Below are 21232 nucleotides of genomic sequence, written 5' to 3'. Positions count from 1 at the left end.
GGTCTCTGCCGAGGATAGCGGGCCGTAGCGGGTGCCAGGCGTCACCGTCCGCCGTGCGGTGTCGGTGACCGTGTCGTGGCGCGCGGCAACAGCGCCGCCAGCGCCGTCCCCACCAGGCAAACGACGGCCGCCAGCGCGAATACCTCGCCGTACTGGGTGAGCATGGCCTGCTGCACGGCGCTGACGTATGCCTCGTAGTCGGCCTGGTATGCCTCGTCCGAGGGGTACAGCGGGCGCAGCGGGATCTCCAGCTCCGCAGTGAGGTTGTGGAAGCGGTGCAGGCCCCAGGCCGACAGCGTGGCCAGTCCCACGAGCATGCCGGTCATCCGGGTCACCACCACGCTCGCCGAGGCCATCCCGTGCTGGCTCGGCGGTACGGCGCGCAGCGCCGCCGCGGACACGGGTGCGATCGCCAGCCCGAGTCCGATGCCAACCACCACCAGGTCGGTGTCTAGCCGGGGGAGGGCGACCAGTCCAAGGTCGTGCTGGGCGGCGAGCGGATCGGCGGGCCAGGCCGACATCAGCCACAGTCCGCACGCCGCGATCAGCATGCCGACCGCCGCCGTCCAGCGCTCACCCAGCCGTGAGGTCAGCAGCCCTCCCAATACCGCGCCCGCGGGCAGCGCGAGCAGGAACCGCAGGAGCAGCACGATCGCCTCGCGATCGTCTGCACCGAGCAGGGACTGCGCGAACAGCTGGACGTTGACCAAGGTGGCCATCAGCGCCGTGCCCTTCGCCGCGCTCACCCCGAGCGCGGCGAGGAACGGCCGCATCCCGACACCGGAGGTGTCGAGCAGCTTCGTCCGTGCGCGTGCTTCCCACAGCACGAACGCCCCCAGCGCGACGGCCGCGGCCACCAGCAGCGGCATTCCCCACGGCGGCAGCATCCGTTCGGCGGGCTCCGGGTTGTACAGCCCGACGACGAGCAGGCCGAGCACGATCGCCAGCAGGCAGCCACCCACGACGTCCACCGGCGCGCGCGCACCGGCTGCCGCCGTCGGTGACGGCGAGCGGCGCGGGAGGTTGCGCTCGCGCAGGCGGGCGCGCCTGCCGGGGCGGGTCTTGCCGGGAAGGGCGTAGTGCACGGCGACGATCGCGATGATCGCCAGCGGGATGTTCATCCAGAACACGCTGCGCCAACCCGCCAGCGCGGCGAGCGCGACACCGTACACGGGCCCGAGTACCGCCCCCAACTCCTGCGCGGCACCGATCCCGCCGAGCACGGCAGGCCGCCTACGCTCGCTCCACAGGTCCGCGGCCAACGCCATGGTGACCGGCAACAACGCACCGCCGGCCACACCCTGCACCACCCGGCCGGTCACCAGCACGCCAATGCTGGGCGCAACGGCCGTGATCGCCGAACCCACCAGGAACGCCACAAGGCACAGCTGCAGGACGGCCTTGCGGCCGTACCGGTCGGAAGCCTGGCCGAGCAGCGGCATGGCGGCGACGTAGCCAAGGAGGTACCCAGTGACCACCGGCGTCAGCCGTTCCAGCCGGTTCAGCGGGATCGCGAGATCGTCGATGATCTCGCGGAACAGCCCGATGACCACGTAGGTGTCCAGCGCGCCGAGCAGCACGACCACGCCGCCTGCGGCGATGGCGGCCGAACGTGCCGTCCCGGAGACGCCGGGCGTGCCAGCCTGCGGCCTGGCCGTGCCCGCCTGGACAGCACCCGTCTGGCCGTGGCGGCTGTCCCTTCGTGGCCTCATTCGCCGCCGGACTCGGGCGGTGACACCGTGACCGGCTCGTTCACCTGCGACAGCGTGACCTCAACCGTCGGTGCGTCATCGGTGTCGGCTGTGTCGGCGTCCTCGGCGCTTTCGGCGTCAGGGAACGTCAGCGACACCCGCACCGGCAGGTGGTCACCCTCCTCGGTGAGCCACAGGGTGATCTCCGCGTCTGAGGTGACGCCGGGGATCAGCTCGGCGAACGCCTCGTGCGCCACGGTGCCGTCGACCTCGTAGGTCGCCGTGCCGTCCACCGTTTCGGTGCCGACGGTTTCCGCCTCACGCACCTGTGTCAGCAGATTCGCCACCCCGCGTTCCGGGTCGAGCACGGCAGAGGGGTCGTAGATGGCGGCCACCCGGTCGGCGCGGATCTCCTGGAAACCGCCCCCTGGCGTTTCGAGATGCAGTGTCTCGGAGTGCAGCACGAACTCCGATTCGACGAGCTGGCCGCCCACCGAGAGTGTCGCGGTGCCCTGCGCTGCGCCGTACGGCCCGCCCTCTGTGGTCAGATCACCCTCGATGGCCTGCACGGTCAGGCCGGGAACGTCACCGGTGGCGTGCAGCGTGAACCGTGCACTGGTCACTTCCGCCGCGGCCGCGCTGGCACGATCCAGCAGCGTGCCCGCTTCGGGCAGGTCTTCGGCATCCTCGCTACAGGCTGACGCGACCAGCGCGAGCGCGGCGAGTAGGCAGGCTACGGCACGGCCTGCAGTCCGGTGCGGCACCATGCCCGCATGGTAGTCCCCGAGGGGGATGGGCGAGTCAGCCCATCAGTGTTGCCGCCATCGTCGCCCCCAGTTCCCAGCAGGACTCGAGGTCCTCCTTGCTCGGTTCCCCGGTGACCGCCACCGGCTGGGCGGCCTTCTCCCAGGCCAGGCCGGTGACGATGCCCTCGATGCCGCGGGTGGTTCCCGAGGTGTCGTTGCCGCCGTGGACGTAGTAGCTGTACGGCTTTCCTTTGGTCGCGTCCAGGCAGGGGTAGTAGATCTGGTCGAAGAAGTGCTTGAGCGCACCAGCCATGTAGCCGAGGTTGGCGGTGGTGCCGAGCAGGTAACCGTCGGCGGCGAGCACGTCCGAGGCGGTGGCCGCCAGCGCGGCCCTGCGCACGACCGTGACGCCCTCGATCTCGTCGGTGGTCGCGCCGTCCACGACTGCCTCGAACATGGCCTGCACGTTGGGGGACGGGGTGTGGTGCACGATGAGCAAGGTCGCCATGGCTTCACTGTGCCTCACGATCGGTCACGAGGTGCGTGCGGTGGTCGCCGTGGTGACAAGCGTCCTGGTGTCCTGCCGCAATGCCGCGAGCCGGTGCCCGGCGGTGGTCCGTGCCTGATCGAGAGCCTCAGCCGTGCCAGGGCCTGCCACCGGTTCGACCGCTTCCAGGTAGGCCTTGAGCTTGGGTTCGGTGCCCGAGGGGCGGACCGCGAGGCGCAGCCCGTCGCCCTGGTAGCGGAGCACGTCGGCGTCGGGCAGCAGGTCCGTGACGGTGACCGACCGCTCGGCCAACCGCGACGGTGGACGCTGGCGTAGCCGCGTCATGATCGTGCTGGCAGCCTCACCGGCGTCCAGCCGCAGCGTGAGTGGCTCCGTGACGTGCACGCCGTGCGCGACGTGGAGCTCGTCGAGCATGGCGCGAAGTGAGGAACCTGCCGCCTTGCGTGCGGCGGCGAGGTCGGCGGCGAGCACCGCGGTCGCGATCCCGTCCTTGTCCCGCACGGTCGCCGGGTCGACGCAATGCCCGAGCGCTTCCTCGTAGGCGTAGACCAGTGTGCCTGCCGCGCCCTGCTCGGCCGCGCGTACCAGCCACTTGAACCCGGTCAGCGTCTCGGCGTACCGCGCGCCGTGCGCCCGCGCGATCGAGGCCAGCGCCGATGAGGAGACCACCGTGCTGGCCACCACCGGATCCGGGGACCGCTGCCTGTCCAACGTGGCGAGCAGGTATTCGCCGAGCAGCGTGCCGGTCTCGTCTCCGCTGAGCATCCGGAAGCCGGTGCCCGGCTCCGGGATGCCCACCGCGCAGCGGTCGGCGTCCGGGTCGAGCGCGATGGCCAGGTCTGCCGCGGTGGTGCTGGCGAGTTCCAGCAGCCGGTCGCACACACCTGGCTCCTCCGGGTTGGGAAACGCCACGGTGGGGAAGTCCGGATCCGGCTCCGCTTGCTCGTCGACCACGACCACATCGGTGAATCCCGCTCGGCGTAACGCCGCGAGCGCGAGTTTGCCGCCCGTGCCGTGCAGCGGCGTGAACGCGATACGCACCGAGCGGGTGGTGCCGCGCGGCAGCTGCGCCACGCGCGCCAGGTAGCGTTCGCCGATCGGGGCACTGTGCACGGCATGCCTGCTGGTCGAGCGGGGCAGCTCCGTCGCAGGCGGAGCGGCGGCCATCGCGGCTTCGATCTCGGTGTCCGCTGGCGGGGCGAGCTGCGCGCCGGTGGCGTCGTAGAGCTTGTACCCGTTGTCCGACGCCGGGTTGTGCGACGCGGTGATCTGGATGCCCGCGACCGCGTCGAGCTCGCGGACCGCGAAGGCGACAAGCGGGGTGGGAACCGGCTCGGTGAAGGCGCGCACCGCGAAGCCCGCACCGGCCAGCACCGCGGCGGCCTCGGCGGCCAACGCCGCCGACCGGTGCCTGGCGTCGCCGCCGACGACGACCGTGCCGCCCCCGTGCCCCTGGCCGGTGAGCCAGCGGGCCACGGCCGAGGTGGCACGGGCAACCACGGCACGGTTCATCCCGTTCGGCCCGGCACGGACCGGCCCGCGCAACCCTGCCGTGCCGAAACGCAACGGCGTGGCAAGGCGCGTGGCGAGTTCGGTCACCGCGGCCGCCTCGCCGTTGTCCGCCCGGTCGAGCAGGGCGCGCAGCTCGGCGCGGTCGCGGTCGTCCACCTCGCCAGCCAGCCAACGCCGCGCCGCTTCACGCGTCGCCGGGTCGAGCGTCATCAGGCCACCGCGACCAGGTCGGCGAGCAGCGATCCCATCCGCCTGGCGGAGGAACGCCCCGCCTCCAGTACTTCCTCGTGGCTCAACGGTTCGCCGGACAGTCCCGCCGCGAGGTTCGTGACCAGCGACAGCCCGAAAACCTCCATACCGGCGGCGCGCGCCGCGATCGCTTCCAGCACCGTGGACATGCCGACCAGGTCGGCGCCGAGCGTGCGCAGCATCCGGATCTCCGCCGGGGTTTCGAAATGCGGTCCCGGCAACCCCGCGTAGACGCCCTCGGCCAGCGTCGGGTCGATCTCTCGCGCCCGCTCGCGCAACCGGGGCGAGTACAGGTCGGTGAGATCGGTGAAGGAGGCCCCGGTCAGCGGCGATCGGGCCGTCAAGTTGAGGTGGTCGCTGATCAGCACCGGCTGCCCGACACGGAGACCGTCGGTGATCCCTCCTGCCGCGTTGGTCAGCAGCACGGTGCGCACGCCGGTGGCGGCGGCGGTGCGCACACCGTGAACCACCGGCTCGATCCCGAATCCCTCGTACAGGTGCGTCCGACCGAGCAGCACGAGCACGCGGGTGTCGCCGACCCGCAGCGACCGCAGCGTGCCCGCGTGGCCCACGGCAGTCGGCCCGGTGAACCCGGGAAGGCGTGTCAACTCGATCTCGGTGACCGGTTCGCCGAGCATATCGGCTGCGGGTCGCCAGCCGGACCCGAGGACGACGGCTACGTCGTGCCCTGACGTGCCGGTCCGTTTGGCGAGCTCGGCCGCGGCATCGGCCGCGGTGTCCGTGGCGTTGCCCTGCTCCGCGCTGATGGCGAGCTCCTTCCGTGGCGTTCCAAACGTTCCAGGCGTTCCGGACCGGTTCGGGTCGACGCGAGCCAGTATCGCAGCCGGGAAGCGGGGTGCCGGGGACAGCTACCGGGGACAGCTACCGGGGACGGCGTCGTGCGGCAGTGCGGGTCAGCAACCCCTCGGCGGGCAGGCGAGCGCGGACAGCGAATCGAAGAAGATCTCCTCGAGGTCGGCGATCTCCTCCGACAGGAACACGTCCCCGCCGGTGACCTCGACGATGTCGGCGAGCACCTCCGGTTCGACGTCGGTGCCGAGACCGATGTAGACGATCGGGACCGGTTGGTCCGCCCCCGTGCGTTCGTCCAACCCGGCGACGAGCTCGTCGCGGGAGATGCCGTCGGGGTTCTCGTCCTTGCCGTCGGTGAAGATGACGATCAGGCTGAGTTGCTCCTCGCTCCGCGCGTCCAGCATCTCGTCGTAGGCGTCCAGGGTGGTGTCGTACAGTGCGGTCCCGCGTCCCGGCCCGTAGATCAGCTCGGGCAGTTGCTGCGGTAGACCGCTCGCGAGGTGGTCACGGACGGTGCGCCACGGCGCCAGTTCGGTGTGGTGTCGCTCGCCGTCGATCTCGTGGGAGAACTGCCACATCGCCAGTTCCGTGCCCGGCCGGAGCAGGTGCAAGCCCTGAGTGAGGGCGTCGAGTGTGACCTCCATGCGGGTGAGCTCGGTGCCGGGGACCTCGGCCGCCATGGAGCCGGAGACGTCGGTGACCACCAGCATCCTGCCTTCTTTCGACACCGTCGACCAGGTCGTCAGTGCCTCGTCCACGGCATCGGTGCTCGGTGGCGGCACGATCGTGCCCGCGTCTGGCTGGACCACGGCAGCCGCGAGGGCTTCGGCGACCGGCCCGGTGTCGGCGCCGGTGGCGAGCTCACCGTCGCCGTCGCGGAAACCGTGCTCGACCATCCGGGCCCTGGCGGTGGGCTCGGTCAGCGCGTCCCGGAAGGTCGCGGCCGCTTCGACCGCGGGCTCGCCTGCGGGCCCGAGCACGACCGCAGGGAAGTCGAGCCACGGGATCGGCACATCGGGGTAGGCTGCGGTGACGGCGCGATCCAGTGCGGCGTCCTGCCCGTCACCGCTGATCAATCGCTGTTCGGCGGTGGGGAACACGTCGACCTGAGGTTCCGTGCCGCCACCGGGGAGCCGGTTGAACGGGTTGTCCGACACCGCGATCGCGTGCTTGGCCATCGACTGCACGATGCGGGTGCGCTGGTGTTCGGCGAAGTCATGCTCGCCGATGCCGGTGACGGCGATGAGTCCCGCGGCGCTGGCCGACGGGTCACCCGAACCCGCTACGGCACCGTCATCGAGTACCGCGCTCCACGAGGGTGCCTCGCCGGGCCAGCCTGCCTCGGCGGCCCGCTCCTCGCTCGTGGCCAGCACCACGGGGCTCGTGGCGACCGACGTGCCCCGCGCGGGGACCGAGGACTGCTGCTCGTTCGCGCGCTGCAACCAGATGGTGGAGTCGGGGATCCAGAGTGTGGCTGCGCCGGCCCCCTCACCACCCGTTCCGGCGTTACCCCCGTTGTCCGCGCTGTACCGGCCTGCCGCCTCGAACGGCTCCACCGCCTCGACGCGTGGTTCGAGACAAGCCACGTCGCCGTCCTCGTCAGGCAGGTCTTCGGTGACGTACTCGGTCAGTGCCGGGGCGATCGCCGGATCGGCCTCCACAACGAACGGTTCGGTACTGGGGCACCCGAACGCATGGGAGGTGATGAATACCACACCAGCTCCGGCGGCCAGCACGATGGCCACGCCGCTGGCGATCGCAGCGAGGATCGAGCCGCGCCGTACATCGCGCTGACGATGTCGTCCACCCACTCGGATCCCCCGTGAAGTCTCGTTTGCCGCAGCGTGGGCATCATGGCCTGTTCGCGAGTATTTTTCGTGAGCCTTACGGGTGAGTGCAAGGCCCGAACGGCGGGACCTCGTGCACTACTACCTGCTGCTTCCAACCCTGCGCGCTGCGTGAGTGACGCAGGCCTGCGCCGGTCGGGTCACGAGCCGAGCACCGTGAAGCTCGGCGCGACCCGGTCGTCGAGCATGGTTGTGGCGCGCTCCTCGCCTGCCCGCGGTGCCGTGATGCCGAGTACCCAGAGTGCCTCGTCGATGTCGGCGAGCCGGGCGACGGTGGTGGTGTGCTGTGCCGGGGAGCCCGGCTCGCGCTCGGCCGCCACCGCCCGGTAGGTCACCGCCTCCGCGGGACCTACGTTCGCCAGCGGCGAGGTGCGGGCGCGGTGGACGACATCGAAACCGGCCGGGTACACGGTCTCGCCGAGCACATCGAGGTAGTCGTCGATGGTGAGATCGTCGAAGAAACCGGGGAACCGCTCGACGGCGATCGCCGCGCGACCGTCACCGGAAACGAACCGCGTCCGGGTACTCACCGGCAGCTGGTCGAGAGCATGCCTGCTCACGAAGGTGGCCCAGCCGCGGGGGACGTCGACGGTGAACAGTGCCCGTCCCGATCCCCTCGCGCTACCCGCGTCGCCGGTCCGGGTCTCGAAGGCGTAACCCGTGCCGTCGCTGGCCGCCGCGGGCGGCAGCACCTCCGAGCCACCCAACCAGCGGGTCAGTGCGAACCCGGCGGTGGCGGTCGCACCATAGGCCAATACCGCCGTGGCGGCGAGCCCGGCTGTCGCGAGTAGCCGCCTGCGCGAGCCGGTGGGAGCGGGTAACTCGGCTGGGAGGGGACCCGGATCGGTGGCCAGCGGGGCCGGTGGTGGTTGCTCGCCGCCCGCACCGTCGACTGCGCCGCCGCTTGGCTCGTCCCCTGAAGCGCCGCCTGCCCGACCAGCCTGCTCCGCGGTGCCCGGCCGCGTACCGGCGAACAGCGTCGCGGGAAACGGCTCCTCGCCGGGTGCCGCGCGGTACGGCGTCAGTGCCTCCCGCACCCGCGTGGGGTCGGGTCTGCCGTGCGGATCCGGGTTCATGAGCCGGGAAACGATCGGGGCGAGCGGGCCGGGGGGCGGTGCGGGGACCTCACCGCGGGCCACGGCGCTCGCGGTGGCCACGGGATCGTCGTCGACATCGTACGGGGGGCGTCCTGTCAAGGCCGCGAACAGCGTCGCACCGAGACCCCACAGGTCGGCTGCCTGCCCGGCGCGCTCGCCCGAGGCGACCTCCGGGGCCATGTAGGCGGGTGAGCCGAGTAGCAGGTTGCCGGGTTCCGGCGGCCGCTCGGCCGCCATGGGCCTGCCCGCGGCGCCGGCGATCTCCGCCGCCTGCCCTGCGATACCGAAATCGGTGAGCGTGGCCCTGCCGTCCCGGCATACCAGTACGTTGGCCGGCTTCACGTCCCGGTGCGTGACACCCGCGGCCGCCGCCGCCTGCAGGGCGGCCGCTACGGCGTCGGCAATCGTGGCAGCCTGGGTGACCGTCAGCGGGCCGTGCTCGGCGATGATCCCGGCGAGGCTGCGGGCAGGCAGCAACTCCATCACGATGAACGGCTCGCCGCCTTCGCTGACGACGTCGTACAGCGTGATCACGTTCGGGTGGCTGATCCCGGCGATCGTGCGTGCCTCCCGTAGCGTGCGCTCGCGCAGCCGTGACGCCGCCCCCTCGGGAAGGTCCCGGGGTAGCCGGAACTCCTTGACCGCTACCCGCCGGTACAGTAGCTCGTCGTAGGCCGCCCACACGGTGCCCATCGCTCCCTGACCGAGAACCGACTCCAGCCGGTAGCGGCCCGCGATCACCCGTGGCCTCGAGCTCCCGTCGCCAGGTTGGCTCGTACTGTGCGATGACACACACGCATTGTGTCCGATACAGCGCTCGCCGTGGGCGATGACGTGCCAGAACGCGTTCCAGTTAACCCTGAAGTAGCCCGGAAGAGTGGCCTGAACGTCCGGGTTCGCGATGCGCGTCACATCGTGCGAGGCAGTGCGGGATCTACCATGACAGATTATGGCTGCGTCATACCGGCCCTCGGCGCCTGAAGAACTTGTTCTCGGTGGTGAGTTCGACACCCCGACCCGCGAGCAGTGGCGGTACCAGGTCGCCGCCGCACTGCGTAAGACCGGCACGCTCGGGCGGGACGCCGCACCGGACGAACCGGAGCGCCTGCTCGTCAGCACCACCTATGACGGCATCGAGCGGCACCCGCTGTACACCGCCGAGGATGTCCCGGCATTCGCCACCGGGCTTCCCGGGCTGCCGCCTTACGTGCGGGGTGACCGCCCGGAGGGCAGGGTCACCACCGGATGGGACAACCGCGTCCGGCACGCCGACCCCGATCCGGCGACCGTCAACCGGGCGGTACTCACCGACCTGGAGAACGGCGCCAACTCGGTGTGGCTGCGCCTCGGCGAGGGGCGCGCTGCCGCGCTGCCGGTCGATGCCCTCGGCGAAGCACTGACCGGGGTGTACGTCGACCTCGCCCCGATCGTGCTCGACCCCGGCGCGGACTACCGGCGAGCCGCCGAGGCCCTGCTCGACGTCTTCGCCGAACGCGAGCTGCCGCCGAGCCAGGCCGTGGGCACCCTGGGCGCCGACCCGATCGGGCTCCTGGCGACCACCGGCCACGCGCACGATGTGGCAGGCGCGGCCGAGCTCGCCGCGCGCGTCGGGCGGGACTACCCGCACTTGCGCACGATCGTGGTGGACGGCCTGCCGTACCACGAGGCAGGCGGCTCGGATGCCCAGGAGCTGGCAGCGGCGCTGGCGACGGGGGTCGGCTACCTGCGCGCGCTGGCGGGCGTCGGGATGCCCGTCGCCGACGCTGCGGCGCAGCTGGAGTTCCGATACGCCGCCACCGCCGACCAGTTCCTCACTATCGCCAAGCTGCGTGCCGCTCGCCGGATGTGGGCGCGTGCTTGCGAGGTCAGCGGGGTCCGGTCGGCCGCGGCAGCGCAGCATCAGCACGCCGTGACCTCGCCCGCGATGCTCACCACCCGCGACCCATGGGTCAACATGCTGCGCGGCACCGTGGCATGCTTCGGTGCCGCAGTCGGCGGGGCCAACGCGATCACCGTGCTGCCGTTCGACACCGCCATCGGGCAGCCGGATGCGTTCGGCAGGAGGATCGCGCGCAACACCAGTTCGATTCTGCTCAACGAGTCCAAACTCGCCGGAGTGACCGACCCGGCAGGTGGCTCGTGGTACGTCGAGCACCTCACCGACGCGCTGGCGCACGCCGCGTGGCGGGAGTTCCAGGCGATCGAGGAGCGCGGCGGTATCGAGTCCGTTCTGGACAGCGGCTATCTCGCGGACAGGCTCACCGCGACATGGCAAGAACGTTCTTCCGACCTGGCAACCAGGAGGGTGCCGCTCACCGGGGTCAGCGAGTACCCGCTGCTGACCGAGGAACCCGTCAGCCGCGAACCGTGGCCGGACGACGCGCGGCAGCACGGCGGCCTACCCCGGGTGCGCTACGCGGAGGGCTTCGAGCGGCTGCGGGATCGCTCCGATGCCCACCTGGCCGCCACAGGCCTGCGTCCGCGCGCCTTCCTCGCCACACTCGGCCCGCTCGCCGCGCACACCGCGCGGGCGACGTTCACGGCGAACTTCTTCACCGCGGGCGGCATCGAGCCCGTCGATCCCGGCGAGACCGCATCGGTCGCCGAGCTGGCCGAGGCGTTTCGCACCAGCGGGGCGGCGATCGCGTGCCTGTGCGGCAGCGACACGGCCTACGCCGAGCAGGTCGCCGAGGTGGTCGCCGCGCTGCGCGCGGCGGGTGCGAAGCAGGTCCTGCTGGCAGGGAAACCGGACGAGACTTTCCGGGAGGCCGGAGTGAGTGGGTTCGTCCACAGCGGATGTGACGCGCTCGGCATCCTCGCCGATTCGCTGGACACGTTGGGAGTTGCCCGATGAGCGACACACACGCCGAGTCCGGAGCAGGACAGGCCATCCCTGACTTCACCGAGGTCCCGCTCGGTACCTCCGGCGCCACAGAAACCGCCGATGACGCCGACTGGGCCGCGGCGGTGCAGGCGAACACCGGCAAGGACGCCGATGCACTCGAATGGGAGACGCCGGAGGGGATCGGCATCAAGCCGGTCTACGACCAGCAGGACACCGCCTCGCTCGACTTCATGAACACCTACCCCGGGATCGCGCCGTTCCTGCGTGGGCCGTACCCGACGATGTACGTCAACCAGCCATGGACGATCCGGCAGTACGCGGGCTTTTCCACGGCTGAGGAGTCCAACGCTTTCTACCGGCGTAACCTGGCCGCCGGGCAGAAGGGCCTCTCGGTGGCGTTCGACCTGGCCACCCATCGTGGTTACGACTCGGACCACCCGCGCGTGTCCGGTGACGTGGGCATGGCCGGGGTGGCCATCGACTCGATCTACGACATGCGGCAGCTCTTCGACGGCATCCCGCTCGACGAGATGAGCGTGTCGATGACCATGAACGGGGCCGTACTCCCGGTGCTGGCGCTGTACGTGGTCGCCGCCGAGGAGCAGGGGGTGGCGCCGGAGCAGCTGGCTGGCACCATCCAGAACGACATCCTCAAGGAGTTCATGGTCCGCAACACCTACATTTACCCGCCGCAGCCGTCGATGCGGATCATCTCCGATATCTTCGCGTACACCTCGCAGCGCATGCCGCGTTACAACTCGATCTCCATTTCCGGCTATCACATGCAGGAGGCAGGCGCCACCGCCGACCTCGAGCTCGCCTACACCCTCGCCGACGGGGTCGAGTACATCCGGGCAGGGCTCGATGCCGGGCTGGACATCGATTCGTTCGCGCCGCGGCTGTCGTTCTTCTTCGGCATCGGCATGAACTTCTTCACCGAGGTCGCCAAGCTGCGCGCGGCGCGGCTGCTGTGGGCCAAGCTGGTCAAGCAGTTCGGTGCCACGTCGGACAAGTCGCTGAGCCTGCGAACCCACTGCCAGACCTCGGGCTGGTCGCTGACGGCGCAGGACGTGTTCAACAACGTCACCCGCACCTGTGTGGAGGCGATGGCCGCCACCCAGGGGCATACCCAGTCGCTGCACACCAACGCGCTGGATGAGGCGCTGGCGTTGCCGACCGACTTCTCCGCGCGTATCGCGCGCAACACCCAGCTGATGCTGCAGCACGAGTCGGGAACCACGAAGGTCATCGATCCATGGGGCGGCAGCTTCTTCGTCGAGCGGCTCACCTACGACCTGGCGCGCCGTGCGTGGGAACACATCCAGGAGGTCGAGACGGCTGGCGGTATGGCCAGCGCGATCGAGGCGGGCATCCCCAAGATGCGCATCGAGGAAGCCGCCGCCCGTACCCAGGCGCGGATCGATTCCGGCAGGCAGCCGGTGATCGGCGTCAACACCTACCGCGTCGTCGACGATGGGGATTCCGAGCAGATCGACGTGCGGCAGGTCGACAATGCGGAGGTGCGCGCGCAGCAGCTGAAGAAGCTGCGGGAACTGCGCGCCGAGCGCGACGAGGACGCGGTGCGCCGGTCACTGGACGAGCTCACCGCGGCGGGGGAAGCCACCCCTGACCCCAGCGACATGTCGACGAACCTGCTCGCCAAGGCGATCGATGCCGCGCGGGTCAAGGCCACCGTCGGCGAGATTTCTGGGGCGCTCGAACGGATCTGGGGCAGGCACGCGGGACAGATCCGTACGATCTCCGGTGTGTACCGTGAGGAGGTGGGTTCCTCACCCGGCGTCGACACGGCGAGGCAGAAGGTGGAGGCTTTCGCCGAGGCAGAGGGCAGGCGCCCGCGGATCCTCGTCGCCAAGATGGGTCAGGACGGCCACGACAGGGGTCAGAAGGTGATCGCCACCGCGTTCGCCGACATCGGATTCGACGTCGATGTCGGGCCACTGTTCTCCACTCCGGCCGAGGTCGCCCGCCAGGCCGTGGAGGCAGACGTCCACGTGATCGGGGTCTCCTCGCTCGCAGCGGGCCACCTCACGCTGGTACCCGCGTTGCGTGCCGAGCTCGCCGAGCTGGGACGTTCGGACATCCTCGTGGTGGTCGGTGGGGTGGTCCCGCCACAGGATTTCGACGCGCTGCGGGAAGCGGGAGCGGCGGCGATCTTCCCGCCCGGTACGGTCATCGCGGACGCGGCCGTCGACCTGTTGAACCAGCTCAGCTGCGAGGACTGACGAAGGCCACGAGCCATGCCACCGAAGACGATCGATGTTCCCGCGTACGCCAAGGGCGTGCTGGCTGGCGACAGGGGCACGCTGTCGCGGGCGATCACGCTGGTCGAGTCCAGCCGTACCGAGCATCGGGAGCAGGCGCAGGAGTTGCTGGGGGAGCTGCTGCCGCACTCCGGAGGCTCGATGCGCGTCGGCATCACCGGCGTTCCCGGCGTCGGCAAGTCCACCTTCATCGACGCGCTCGGCACGACGCTGACCGAGCAGGGCTACCGGCTTGCGGTGCTCGCGGTGGATCCGTCCTCGACGCGCAGCGGCGGCAGCATCCTCGGTGACAAGACCCGGATGGGCAAGCTCGCCGTCGACCCATCGGCGTTCATCCGCCCATCGCCCACCTCGGGCACGCTCGGCGGCGTGGCACGGGCGACCAGGGAAACCATCGTGCTGATGGAGGCGGCGGGCTACGACGTGGTGCTCGTCGAGACCGTTGGTGTCGGGCAGTCTGAGGTGACCGTGGCGAACATGGTCGACTGCTTCCTCTTCCTCACGCTGGCACGTACCGGTGATCAGCTGCAGGGCATCAAGAAGGGTGTGCTGGAGCTCGCCGACGTGATCGCCGTGAACAAGGCTGACGGCGAGTACGAGCAGCAGGCGCGCAAGGCCGCACGCGAGCTGCAGGGAGCGCTGCGGCTGCTGTACGGCCAGGACGCGAGCTGGGTCCCGCCGGTACTCACCTGTAGCGGCCTCACCGGCGCCGGGCTGGATGCGGTATGGCAGCAGCTGTTCAACTACAACGCCACGATGGCCGAGTCCGGCGCACTCGCGGAGAAGCGCAAGCAGCAGCAGGTGGACTGGATGTGGTCCACCGTGCGGCAGCAGCTGCTCGAACGGCTGGCGGCGCACACCGCGGTGCGGGATCTGGTCCCCCAGATGGAACAGGCGGTGCGCGACGGCGACCTCACACCGGTGCTGGCCGCGGAACGCATCCTGAACGCCTTCGGCGGCGGCAGGTAGGCGAGCTCGGGACCGTGACCGGGTGTGAGCCGGGGCGCGCCGAGATGACACACCGTATCGGAACGGGCACACTGTTCGACGTGACCTCGCGTGCGGCGCAGGCGAGGGGTAGGTGGGAACTTCCTCGAGCTGGAGGCACGGCATGACCAAGGTGCGGGGCGTGGCGATCACGCTGCTCCTGGTTGGCGTGATCGCCGCGTTGGTACCGACCCTGGGATTGGCGGGGCCCGAGGAGGAAACGGTCCGCGGCAATCCGGTGGCCGCCGAACAGGCGCAGGAACGGACCGATCAGGCGCAGCCCGAGGACGCCGAGGACGGCGAGGATGCCGAGGACGGCGAGGGGACCGGCGGTGTGAACGAAGGGCCGCGGCTCGAACAGGAAGAGCGCACCCCCGAGGATCGGCTGATCGTGGCTGGGGCGGCGCTGGCCTTGCTCGGCATCGTGATCTGGGGTAGGCGGATCAGGTCGAAGCGCCGCAACCCGGCGGGCGGTTGATCGTCGTCGAGCGGCGGCAACTTCGGGCCGCCGGAGCGAACCCTCTGTAGCCGCTCGCCGCAGCATGGCCACCGGTAGTCTCTGTGGTACGTGAATCAGAGCACAACGTGAATCGGTGTCGTGCACAATGAGTGTTACATGCGTACGACCACCGACATTTCATCCCCAATTGGAGTACCGGCTGCCGTGGGGGCGGTCGCCGGTTGTGGAGGTGCGGTATGACCGTGCTGTACTCCGGACCCGAGGTTCCGGGTGATCGGGACGGCCGGTCGTCGATCACCGATGCCGCGCTGGACGGGCTGATCACCGCCAGCGGCGTCAGTATGGCTTCGGTGGAGGATCTCGCGGCCGGCCGCGGTCCTGACTGGCTCGACCGGTGTCTCGAGCGGAGCGTAGCCGACATCATCGCGTGGCGCAGGCACATCCACGCCAACCCCGAGCTCGCCAACCGTGAGTTCGGCACCACCGAGCTGGTGGTGAGCGAGCTGCGTTCGCTCGGCCTGCGACCGACCGTGCTCGCCGGAGGAACCGGCGTGGTGTGCGACATCGGCAGCGGGGAAACCTGTATCGCGCTGCGGGCCGACATGGATGCGCTGCCCATCACCGAGGCGACCGGTCTGCCGTACGCCTCCGCTGTCGACGGGGTGGCGCATGCCTGCGGGCACGACGCGCACACCGCGATCCTGATGGCCACGGGGGCGGCGCTGGTCGCCGCCCCCGAGCTGCCGGTCCGGGTGCGGCTGATCTTCCAGCCGGCCGAGGAGGTCATGTACGGTGGCGCCCTGGACGTGATCGCCGAGGGTTGGCTCGCGGACGTCGACCGGATCTTCGCGTTGCACTGTGCCCCGCACCTGCCGGTGGGCACGATCGGCACCCGCGTCGGTGCAGTCACCTCGGCAGCGGACCTCGTCACGCTGAGCCTGACCTCACCCGGCGGTCACACCTCGCGTCCGCACCTGACGGCCGACTTGGTGCACGCCCTCGGCACGGTGATCACCGGGCTGCCCTCGGTGCTGTCCCGGCGGGTGGACCCGCGGTCGGGAACGGTGCTGACCTGGGGTTCGGTGCACGCGGGCGATGCTCCGAACACCGTGCCCGAGCAGGGTACGCTGCGTGGCACGGTGCGTACCGCCGAGCACGCCGTCTGGCGCGAGCTGGAGCCGCTGGTGCGGTCGACGGCCGAGTCGTTGCTGGCCCCCACCGGCGTGGATCTCGATATCGGGTACCGGCAGGGTGTCCCGCCGGTGGTCTGCGACGAGCAAAGCACCGCACAGCTGCGGCAGGGAGCAGCCACCGCGCTAGGCCCCGAGGCGTTGATCGAGATCGAGCAGTCCTCCGGCGGGGAGGATTTCGGCTGGTACCTCGAGCACGTGCCCGGATCCTTCGCCCGGCTCGGCGTGTGGCCCGGCCACGGCCCGGTTCGGGACATCCACCAGGGCACCTTCCAGCTCGACGAGCGCGCCCTGCTCGTCGGTGTCCGCACCTTCGTGCACACGGTGCTGGCCGCCTAAACGTGTCGGGCACTGGCATGCCGTGTCCAGGGCATGAGTCCCCGATCAGGTGCAGGTGCTCGTCGGGTCGTTGACCGGGAGAGTGGGGATACGCGTCAGCGTGTCGCCAAGGTGGTCGCGTGCCCGCTCGCGCTCGTAGAGGTCCTGCAGCCCGGTCCAGAACGCCTCGCTGGTGCCAAAGTAGCGCGACAGCCGTAGGCCGGTGTCGGCGGTGATTGCACGGCGTCCCTTGACGATCTCGGCGATGCGGGTCTCGGCTACACCGATGTCGTGGGCCAGGCGGTAGACGGTGATGCCCAGCGGCTCCAGGAACTCCTCACGCAGGATCTCGCCGGGGTGTACCGGCTCCATGATGGTGTCGTCACTCATTTCCTACTCGCCTGCCTTTTAGTGGTAGTCGACGATCTCGACACTGGTCGGGCCGTGGTCGGTCCAGACGAAGCAGATGCGGTACTGGTCGTTGATGCGGATGCTGTGTTGTCCCTCGCGGTCGCCGCGTAGCTGTTCCAGCCGGTTGCCGGGCGGCACGCGGAGGTCGTTGAGGTTGTCAGCCTGGTCGAGCATGGCCAACTTCTTCCAGGCTTGACGGGCTACGTCATGTGGCAGTCGCGCCTGGCGTCGCCGCCAGACCAGCTCCGTCCGCTTGTCGGCGAACGAACGAATCACACCGCAGATACTACCGCAACACGTTAGTAACGCACCACGTTAGTATTATGGATGTCTGTCCCCTGGACACGGGTTACGGGCCGATGCCGACGCAGGGCCGGGTGCGCAGGTCGGCGACGTAGTCGGCGGGGGCGCCAGCGGCCTCGGCGGCGTCGGCGAGCATGCCCAGGTACCGCGCGGATGGGAGCCCGCCCTCGTAGGCGTCGAGCACGTAGAACCACGCCAGCTGGTCGCCGTCCATGGTCTGCACCCGCAGCCGGATCTTGTTGTGCAGGAACAGCTCACCGCCTTCCCAGCGGTCCAGCCGGTCCTCGTCGAACGGGCTGACGTCGTAGAGCACCACGAACACCCGCGAATCGGGATCCTCGACGATGGTGGCCAGTGCGCCTTCCCAGCCGACGTCCTCGCCCCCGAAGGTCAACCTCCAGCCTTCCAGCCAGCCGGTCCCAGCCATCGGCGACAGCGGCGCGCGCTCCATCATCTGCGCAGGGTCCATGTTGGAACCGTAGGCGGCATAAAGTGGCACGATCGACAGCCTAGTAGCTCGTTGCTCACCGTCATCTGGATCAGGATGACTTCACCGTAGCAGCGCAGCGGGTGCCCGGCACGCCGGGAGGCGCGCCACGTACCGTGGCAGTGGCGCAGTTCGTGAGCGGAGCAGTATGGAGGCCACGTGACCAGGATCGTGATCATGGGCGGCGGACCTGCAGGCTACGAGTCGGCGCTGGTCGCCGCCCAGCACGGGGCCGACGTGACGGTGATCGACCAGAACGCCCTCGGCGGTGGCTGCGTGTTGTTCGACTGCGTGCCCTCGAAAACCCTCATCGCGACGTCGGGGGCACGGGCGGGCCTACACGGCATGGGGGAGCTCGGCGTGTCTCTCGATCTGGACAAGGTCCAGGTGGACAACCATGTCGTCCACGGCCGTGTCAAAGGGCTCGCGCTGGCGCAGTCCGCTGACATCAAGGCACGCGTCCAGCGGGAAGGTGTTCGCGTGCTCACCGGCACGGCGCGGCTGTGCGATCCGGAGCCGGGTCTTGCCGTGCACCAGGTGGAGGTGATCAGCGACAGCGGCGAGAAGGAGGTGCTCACCGCCGATTTCGTGCTCGTCGCCACCGGCGCGACGCCCCGGGTGCTGCCGGGGGCGGTGCCCGACGGCGAACGCATCCTCGACTGGCGGCAGCTCTACGACCTCGAGGAGATGCCGGAGCATCTGATCGTGGTCGGCTCGGGTGTCACCGGGGCCGAGTTCGCCTCGGCCTACCTCGAGATGGGGGTCTCGGTCACCGTGGTCTCCAGCCGGGACCGGATCATGCCGCACGAGGATGCCGATGCCGCCGCTGTCATCGAGGAAGTGTTCAGCCAGCGCGGCGCCACCCTCGCCAAGCACGCGCGAGCGGACAAGGTCGAGCGCACATCCGACGGTGTCGTCGTGCACCTCACCGACGGGCGCACCATCGAGGGCAGCCACGCGCTGATGACCGTCGGGTCGGTGCCCAGTACCTCGGATATCGGGTTGGAGACGGTCGGGGTGGAGACCGATCCGCGCGGGTTCATCCCCGTCGATCGGGTGTCACGCACCAGTGCCTCCGGCATCTACGCCGCAGGGGACTGCACCGGCCTGCTCATGCTGGCCTCGGTGGCGAGCATGCAGGGCCGTATCGCGATGTGGCACGCCCTCGGTGAGGGCGTGTCCCCGATCAAGCTCAAGACAGTGGCCGCGAACGTGTTCACCCATCCCGAGCTCGCCACCGTGGGGATCAGCCAGCAGGCTATCGACTCGGGCGAGGTGCCTGCCCGCACGATCATGCTGCCGCTGGCGACCAACCCACGCGCCAAGATGGAGGGCTTGCGGCGCGGGTTCGTGAAGCTGTTCTGCCGTCCTGCCACAGGCGTGGTCATCGGTGGGGTGGTGGTCGCGCCGCAGGCGAGCGAGCAGATCCTGCCGATCGCGCTCGCGGTGCAGAACCAGCTCACCGCCAGGGACCTCGCGCTCACCTTCGCGGTGTACCCGTCGCTGTCGGGATCGTTGACCGAGGCGGGGCGGCAGTTGATGCGCCACGACGACCTGGACTGACCGAGGACCGGCCTCCCAGGTCCGAGCTCGCTCGGCGGCAACCCCACCGGGTGAGGCTTGACGGTGGACTGTGGACCGGCTCACGCGGGTTGATCCGGCAGAATTATCCGTGTCGGGATACTGTGGCGGCAGGGCCGTGGTCGAGAGGAGCGCGCGGTGGCACGACAGGCGCGTACGGCCGGGTGGTCGGGTATCGGTCGCCTCGGTGTGGTTGACCGGGAGGACGCCTGGCAGCGATTGGGTAAGGAATCTTTCGACCTCGTGGTGATCGGGGGTGGCGTCACCGGCGCGGGCACGGCGCTGGACGCGGCGACCCGAGGGCTGCGCGTGGCGCTGGTGGAGGCACGGGACCTGTCGTCCGGCACTTCCAGCCGGTCGAGCAAGCTCATCCACGGCGGGTTGCGGTACCTGGAACAGCTCGAGTTCTCATTGGTGCGGGAGGCGCTGGCGGAGCGAGAACTGTTGCTCAACCGGCTGGCACCGCACCTGGTCAAGCCGGTCAGCTTCCTCTACCCGCTCACGCGTCGGTTCTGGGAGCGCCCGTACACGGCGGCGGGGCTGCTGCTGTACGACACCATGGGCGGAGCGCGTTCGGTACCGGGACAGCGGCACCTGACACGGGCGGGTGCGTTGCGGATGGCGCCCGCGCTGCGCAGGGACGCGCTCGTCGGTGGTATCCGCTACTACGACGCGCAGGTCGACGACGCGCGTTACACCATGATGCTCGCCCGCACCGCGGCGCGGTATGGGGCGGTGGTGCGCACCTCGACGCAGGTGGTGGATTTCCTGCATGAGGCGGATCGGGTCTCCGGTGTGGTGGTGCGTGATGCCGAGGACGGCCGTGAGGTGGAGGTTCCAGCGGGCGCTGTCGTCAACTCCACCGGGGTGTGGACCGACGAGCTGCAGCAGCTGTCCGGTAGCAGGGGGCGGTTCCGGGTGCGCGCGAGCAAGGGTGTGCACGTGGTGGTTCCCCGGGACCGCATCGTGGCCGAGTCCGGCATCATCCTGCGCACGGAGAGATCCGTACTGTTCGTCATCCCGTGGCGCAATCACTGGATCCTCGGCACCACCGACAGCGACTGGCAGCTGGACCTGGCACATCCGGCCGCGACCAAGCGCGACATCGACTACATCCTCGAGCATGTCAACACGGTGCTGGCGACACCGTTGACGCATGATGACATCGAGGGGGTCTACGCTGGGCTGCGGCCGTTGCTGGCAGGGGAGAGCGAGGAGACCTCGAAGCTGTCCCGGGAGCACGCGGTGGCCCGGGTCGCACCGGGGCTGGTGGCCATCGCCGGTGGCAAGTACACCACCTACCGTGTGATGGCAGCCGATGCGGTGAACGCTGCGGCCGTCGACTTGCCCTCGCGGGTGCAGCCCTCGATCACCGACAAGGTCCCGCTGCTGGGGGCCGACGGTTATCACGCGCTGGTCAACCAGGCCGACCGGCTCGCGGCGCAGTACGGACTGCATCCCTACCGGGTGCGGCACCTGCTCGACCGGTACGGATCGCAGGTGCACGAGCTGCTCGCACTGGCCGACCACGAGCCGGAGTGGCTGCGCCCACTGGAACACGCGCCGGACTACCTGCGTATCGAGGTGGTCTACGCGGTCAGTCACGAGGGGGCGTTGCATCTGGAGGACGTGCTGGCGCGGCGCACCCGTATCGCGATCGAGTACCCGCACCGCGGGGTGGATTGTTCCCGACAGGTCGCCGAGCTCATGGCGGGCGTGCTGGGATGGTCGCGTGCCACGGTGAACCATGAGGTGGACGCCTACATCTCGCGGGTGACCGCCGAGCGGGACTCGCAGATCCAGCCGAGCGACGAGGCCGCGGACGCGGTGCGGTTGACCGCGCCCGACGTCCGGCCGCATCTCGATGCGTTGACCGTTCGCAAGGAGGGGTGATAGGCGCCAGGG

Annotated in this window: 17 protein-coding genes; 7 read left to right on the top strand and 10 right to left on the bottom strand. The window is 70.0% G+C overall.

The features are described 5' to 3' along the window. Positions 1 to 41: 41 nt before the first annotated feature. The 7 genes from F8178_RS10925 to F8178_RS10895 all read right to left on the bottom strand — a co-directional run bounded on the left by F8178_RS10925 (position 42) and on the right by F8178_RS10895 (position 9255). Entirely contained in the window at positions 42 to 1712 is a 1671-nt protein-coding gene (locus tag F8178_RS10925; protein ID WP_317494635.1) for an MFS transporter, read from the bottom strand. Next, positions 1709 to 2458, bottom strand: coding sequence for an LppX_LprAFG lipoprotein (locus tag F8178_RS10920; RefSeq protein WP_317494634.1), 750 nt, complete (start codon positions 2456 to 2458; stop codon positions 1709 to 1711). The genes F8178_RS10925 and F8178_RS10920 overlap by 4 nt, the downstream gene beginning before the upstream one ends. 34 nt (positions 2459 to 2492) lie before the next feature. Next, on the bottom strand, positions 2493 to 2945 hold the full coding sequence (locus tag F8178_RS10915) for a flavodoxin family protein (protein WP_317494633.1): 453 nt from the start codon (positions 2943 to 2945) through the stop codon (positions 2493 to 2495). Positions 2946 to 2969: 24 nt separating this feature from the next. Further along, positions 2970 to 4667, bottom strand: coding sequence for a phospho-sugar mutase (locus F8178_RS10910; protein ID WP_317494632.1), 1698 nt, complete (start codon positions 4665 to 4667; stop codon positions 2970 to 2972). Beyond that, positions 4667 to 5473, bottom strand: a complete 807-nt coding sequence (locus F8178_RS10905) for a purine-nucleoside phosphorylase (RefSeq protein ID WP_317494840.1) — start codon at positions 5471 to 5473, stop codon at positions 4667 to 4669. The genes F8178_RS10910 and F8178_RS10905 overlap by 1 nt, the downstream gene beginning before the upstream one ends. A 147-nt stretch (positions 5474 to 5620) precedes the next feature. Beyond that, entirely contained in the window at positions 5621 to 7330 is a 1710-nt protein-coding gene (locus tag F8178_RS10900) for a substrate-binding domain-containing protein (protein ID WP_317494631.1), read from the bottom strand. Positions 7331 to 7506: 176 nt separating this feature from the next. After that, on the bottom strand, positions 7507 to 9255 hold the full coding sequence (locus F8178_RS10895) for a serine/threonine-protein kinase (RefSeq protein ID WP_317494630.1): 1749 nt from the start codon (positions 9253 to 9255) through the stop codon (positions 7507 to 7509). Positions 9256 to 9412: 157 nt separating this feature from the next. Here F8178_RS10895 and F8178_RS10890 point away from each other — a divergent pair, with 157 nt between their 5' ends. The 5 genes from F8178_RS10890 to F8178_RS10870 all read left to right on the top strand — a co-directional run bounded on the left by F8178_RS10890 (position 9413) and on the right by F8178_RS10870 (position 16566). After that, positions 9413 to 11317 (top strand): methylmalonyl-CoA mutase family protein, encoded by a 1905-nt coding sequence (locus F8178_RS10890; protein WP_317494629.1) that lies wholly within the window; start codon positions 9413 to 9415, stop codon positions 11315 to 11317. Next, a complete protein-coding gene (scpA, locus tag F8178_RS10885) occupies positions 11314 to 13551 on the top strand; it encodes a methylmalonyl-CoA mutase (protein WP_317494628.1) in 2238 nt (745 codons plus the stop codon). Before F8178_RS10890 ends, scpA begins: the two co-directional genes overlap by 4 nt. A 15-nt stretch (positions 13552 to 13566) precedes the next feature. Then, positions 13567 to 14559 (top strand): methylmalonyl Co-A mutase-associated GTPase MeaB, encoded by a 993-nt coding sequence (gene meaB, locus F8178_RS10880; protein WP_317494627.1) that lies wholly within the window; start codon positions 13567 to 13569, stop codon positions 14557 to 14559. Between the two features lie 142 nt (positions 14560 to 14701). Beyond that, positions 14702 to 15055 (top strand): hypothetical protein, encoded by a 354-nt coding sequence (locus F8178_RS10875; protein WP_317494626.1) that lies wholly within the window; start codon positions 14702 to 14704, stop codon positions 15053 to 15055. A 218-nt stretch (positions 15056 to 15273) separates the two neighbouring features. Continuing rightward, positions 15274 to 16566, top strand: coding sequence for an amidohydrolase (locus F8178_RS10870; protein WP_317494625.1), 1293 nt, complete (start codon positions 15274 to 15276; stop codon positions 16564 to 16566). A gap of 45 nt (positions 16567 to 16611) precedes the next feature. Here F8178_RS10870 and F8178_RS10865 read toward each other — a convergent pair whose 3' ends face one another. The 3 genes from F8178_RS10865 to F8178_RS10855 all read right to left on the bottom strand — a co-directional run bounded on the left by F8178_RS10865 (position 16612) and on the right by F8178_RS10855 (position 17758). Next, entirely contained in the window at positions 16612 to 16935 is a 324-nt protein-coding gene (locus tag F8178_RS10865; protein ID WP_317494624.1) for a HigA family addiction module antitoxin, read from the bottom strand. An 18-nt stretch (positions 16936 to 16953) separates the two neighbouring features. Further along, positions 16954 to 17232 (bottom strand): type II toxin-antitoxin system RelE/ParE family toxin, encoded by a 279-nt coding sequence (locus F8178_RS10860; protein ID WP_317494623.1) that lies wholly within the window; start codon positions 17230 to 17232, stop codon positions 16954 to 16956. A gap of 73 nt (positions 17233 to 17305) precedes the next feature. After that, entirely contained in the window at positions 17306 to 17758 is a 453-nt protein-coding gene (locus F8178_RS10855; RefSeq protein WP_317494622.1) for a gamma-glutamylcyclotransferase family protein, read from the bottom strand. 147 nt (positions 17759 to 17905) lie between these two features. Between F8178_RS10855 and F8178_RS10850 the strand changes: the two genes are divergently transcribed. Further along, positions 17906 to 19309 carry an NAD(P)H-quinone dehydrogenase gene (locus F8178_RS10850; RefSeq protein WP_317494621.1) on the top strand — a complete coding sequence of 468 codons (1404 nt, stop codon included), beginning with the start codon at positions 17906 to 17908 and terminating at the stop codon, positions 19307 to 19309. A 156-nt stretch (positions 19310 to 19465) separates the two neighbouring features. Continuing rightward, the gene (gene glpD, locus F8178_RS10845; protein ID WP_317494620.1) at positions 19466 to 21220 is read left to right on the top strand and encodes a glycerol-3-phosphate dehydrogenase; all 1755 of its coding nucleotides are present in this window, start codon (positions 19466 to 19468) and stop codon (positions 21218 to 21220) included. Positions 21221 to 21232: the final 12 nt, after the last annotated feature.

The sequence above is a fragment of the Haloechinothrix sp. LS1_15 genome (genome assembly GCF_033042135.1).
Classification (GTDB): domain Bacteria; phylum Actinomycetota; class Actinomycetes; order Mycobacteriales; family Pseudonocardiaceae; genus Haloechinothrix.
This window is presented reverse-complemented; position numbering and strand designations above follow the sequence as displayed.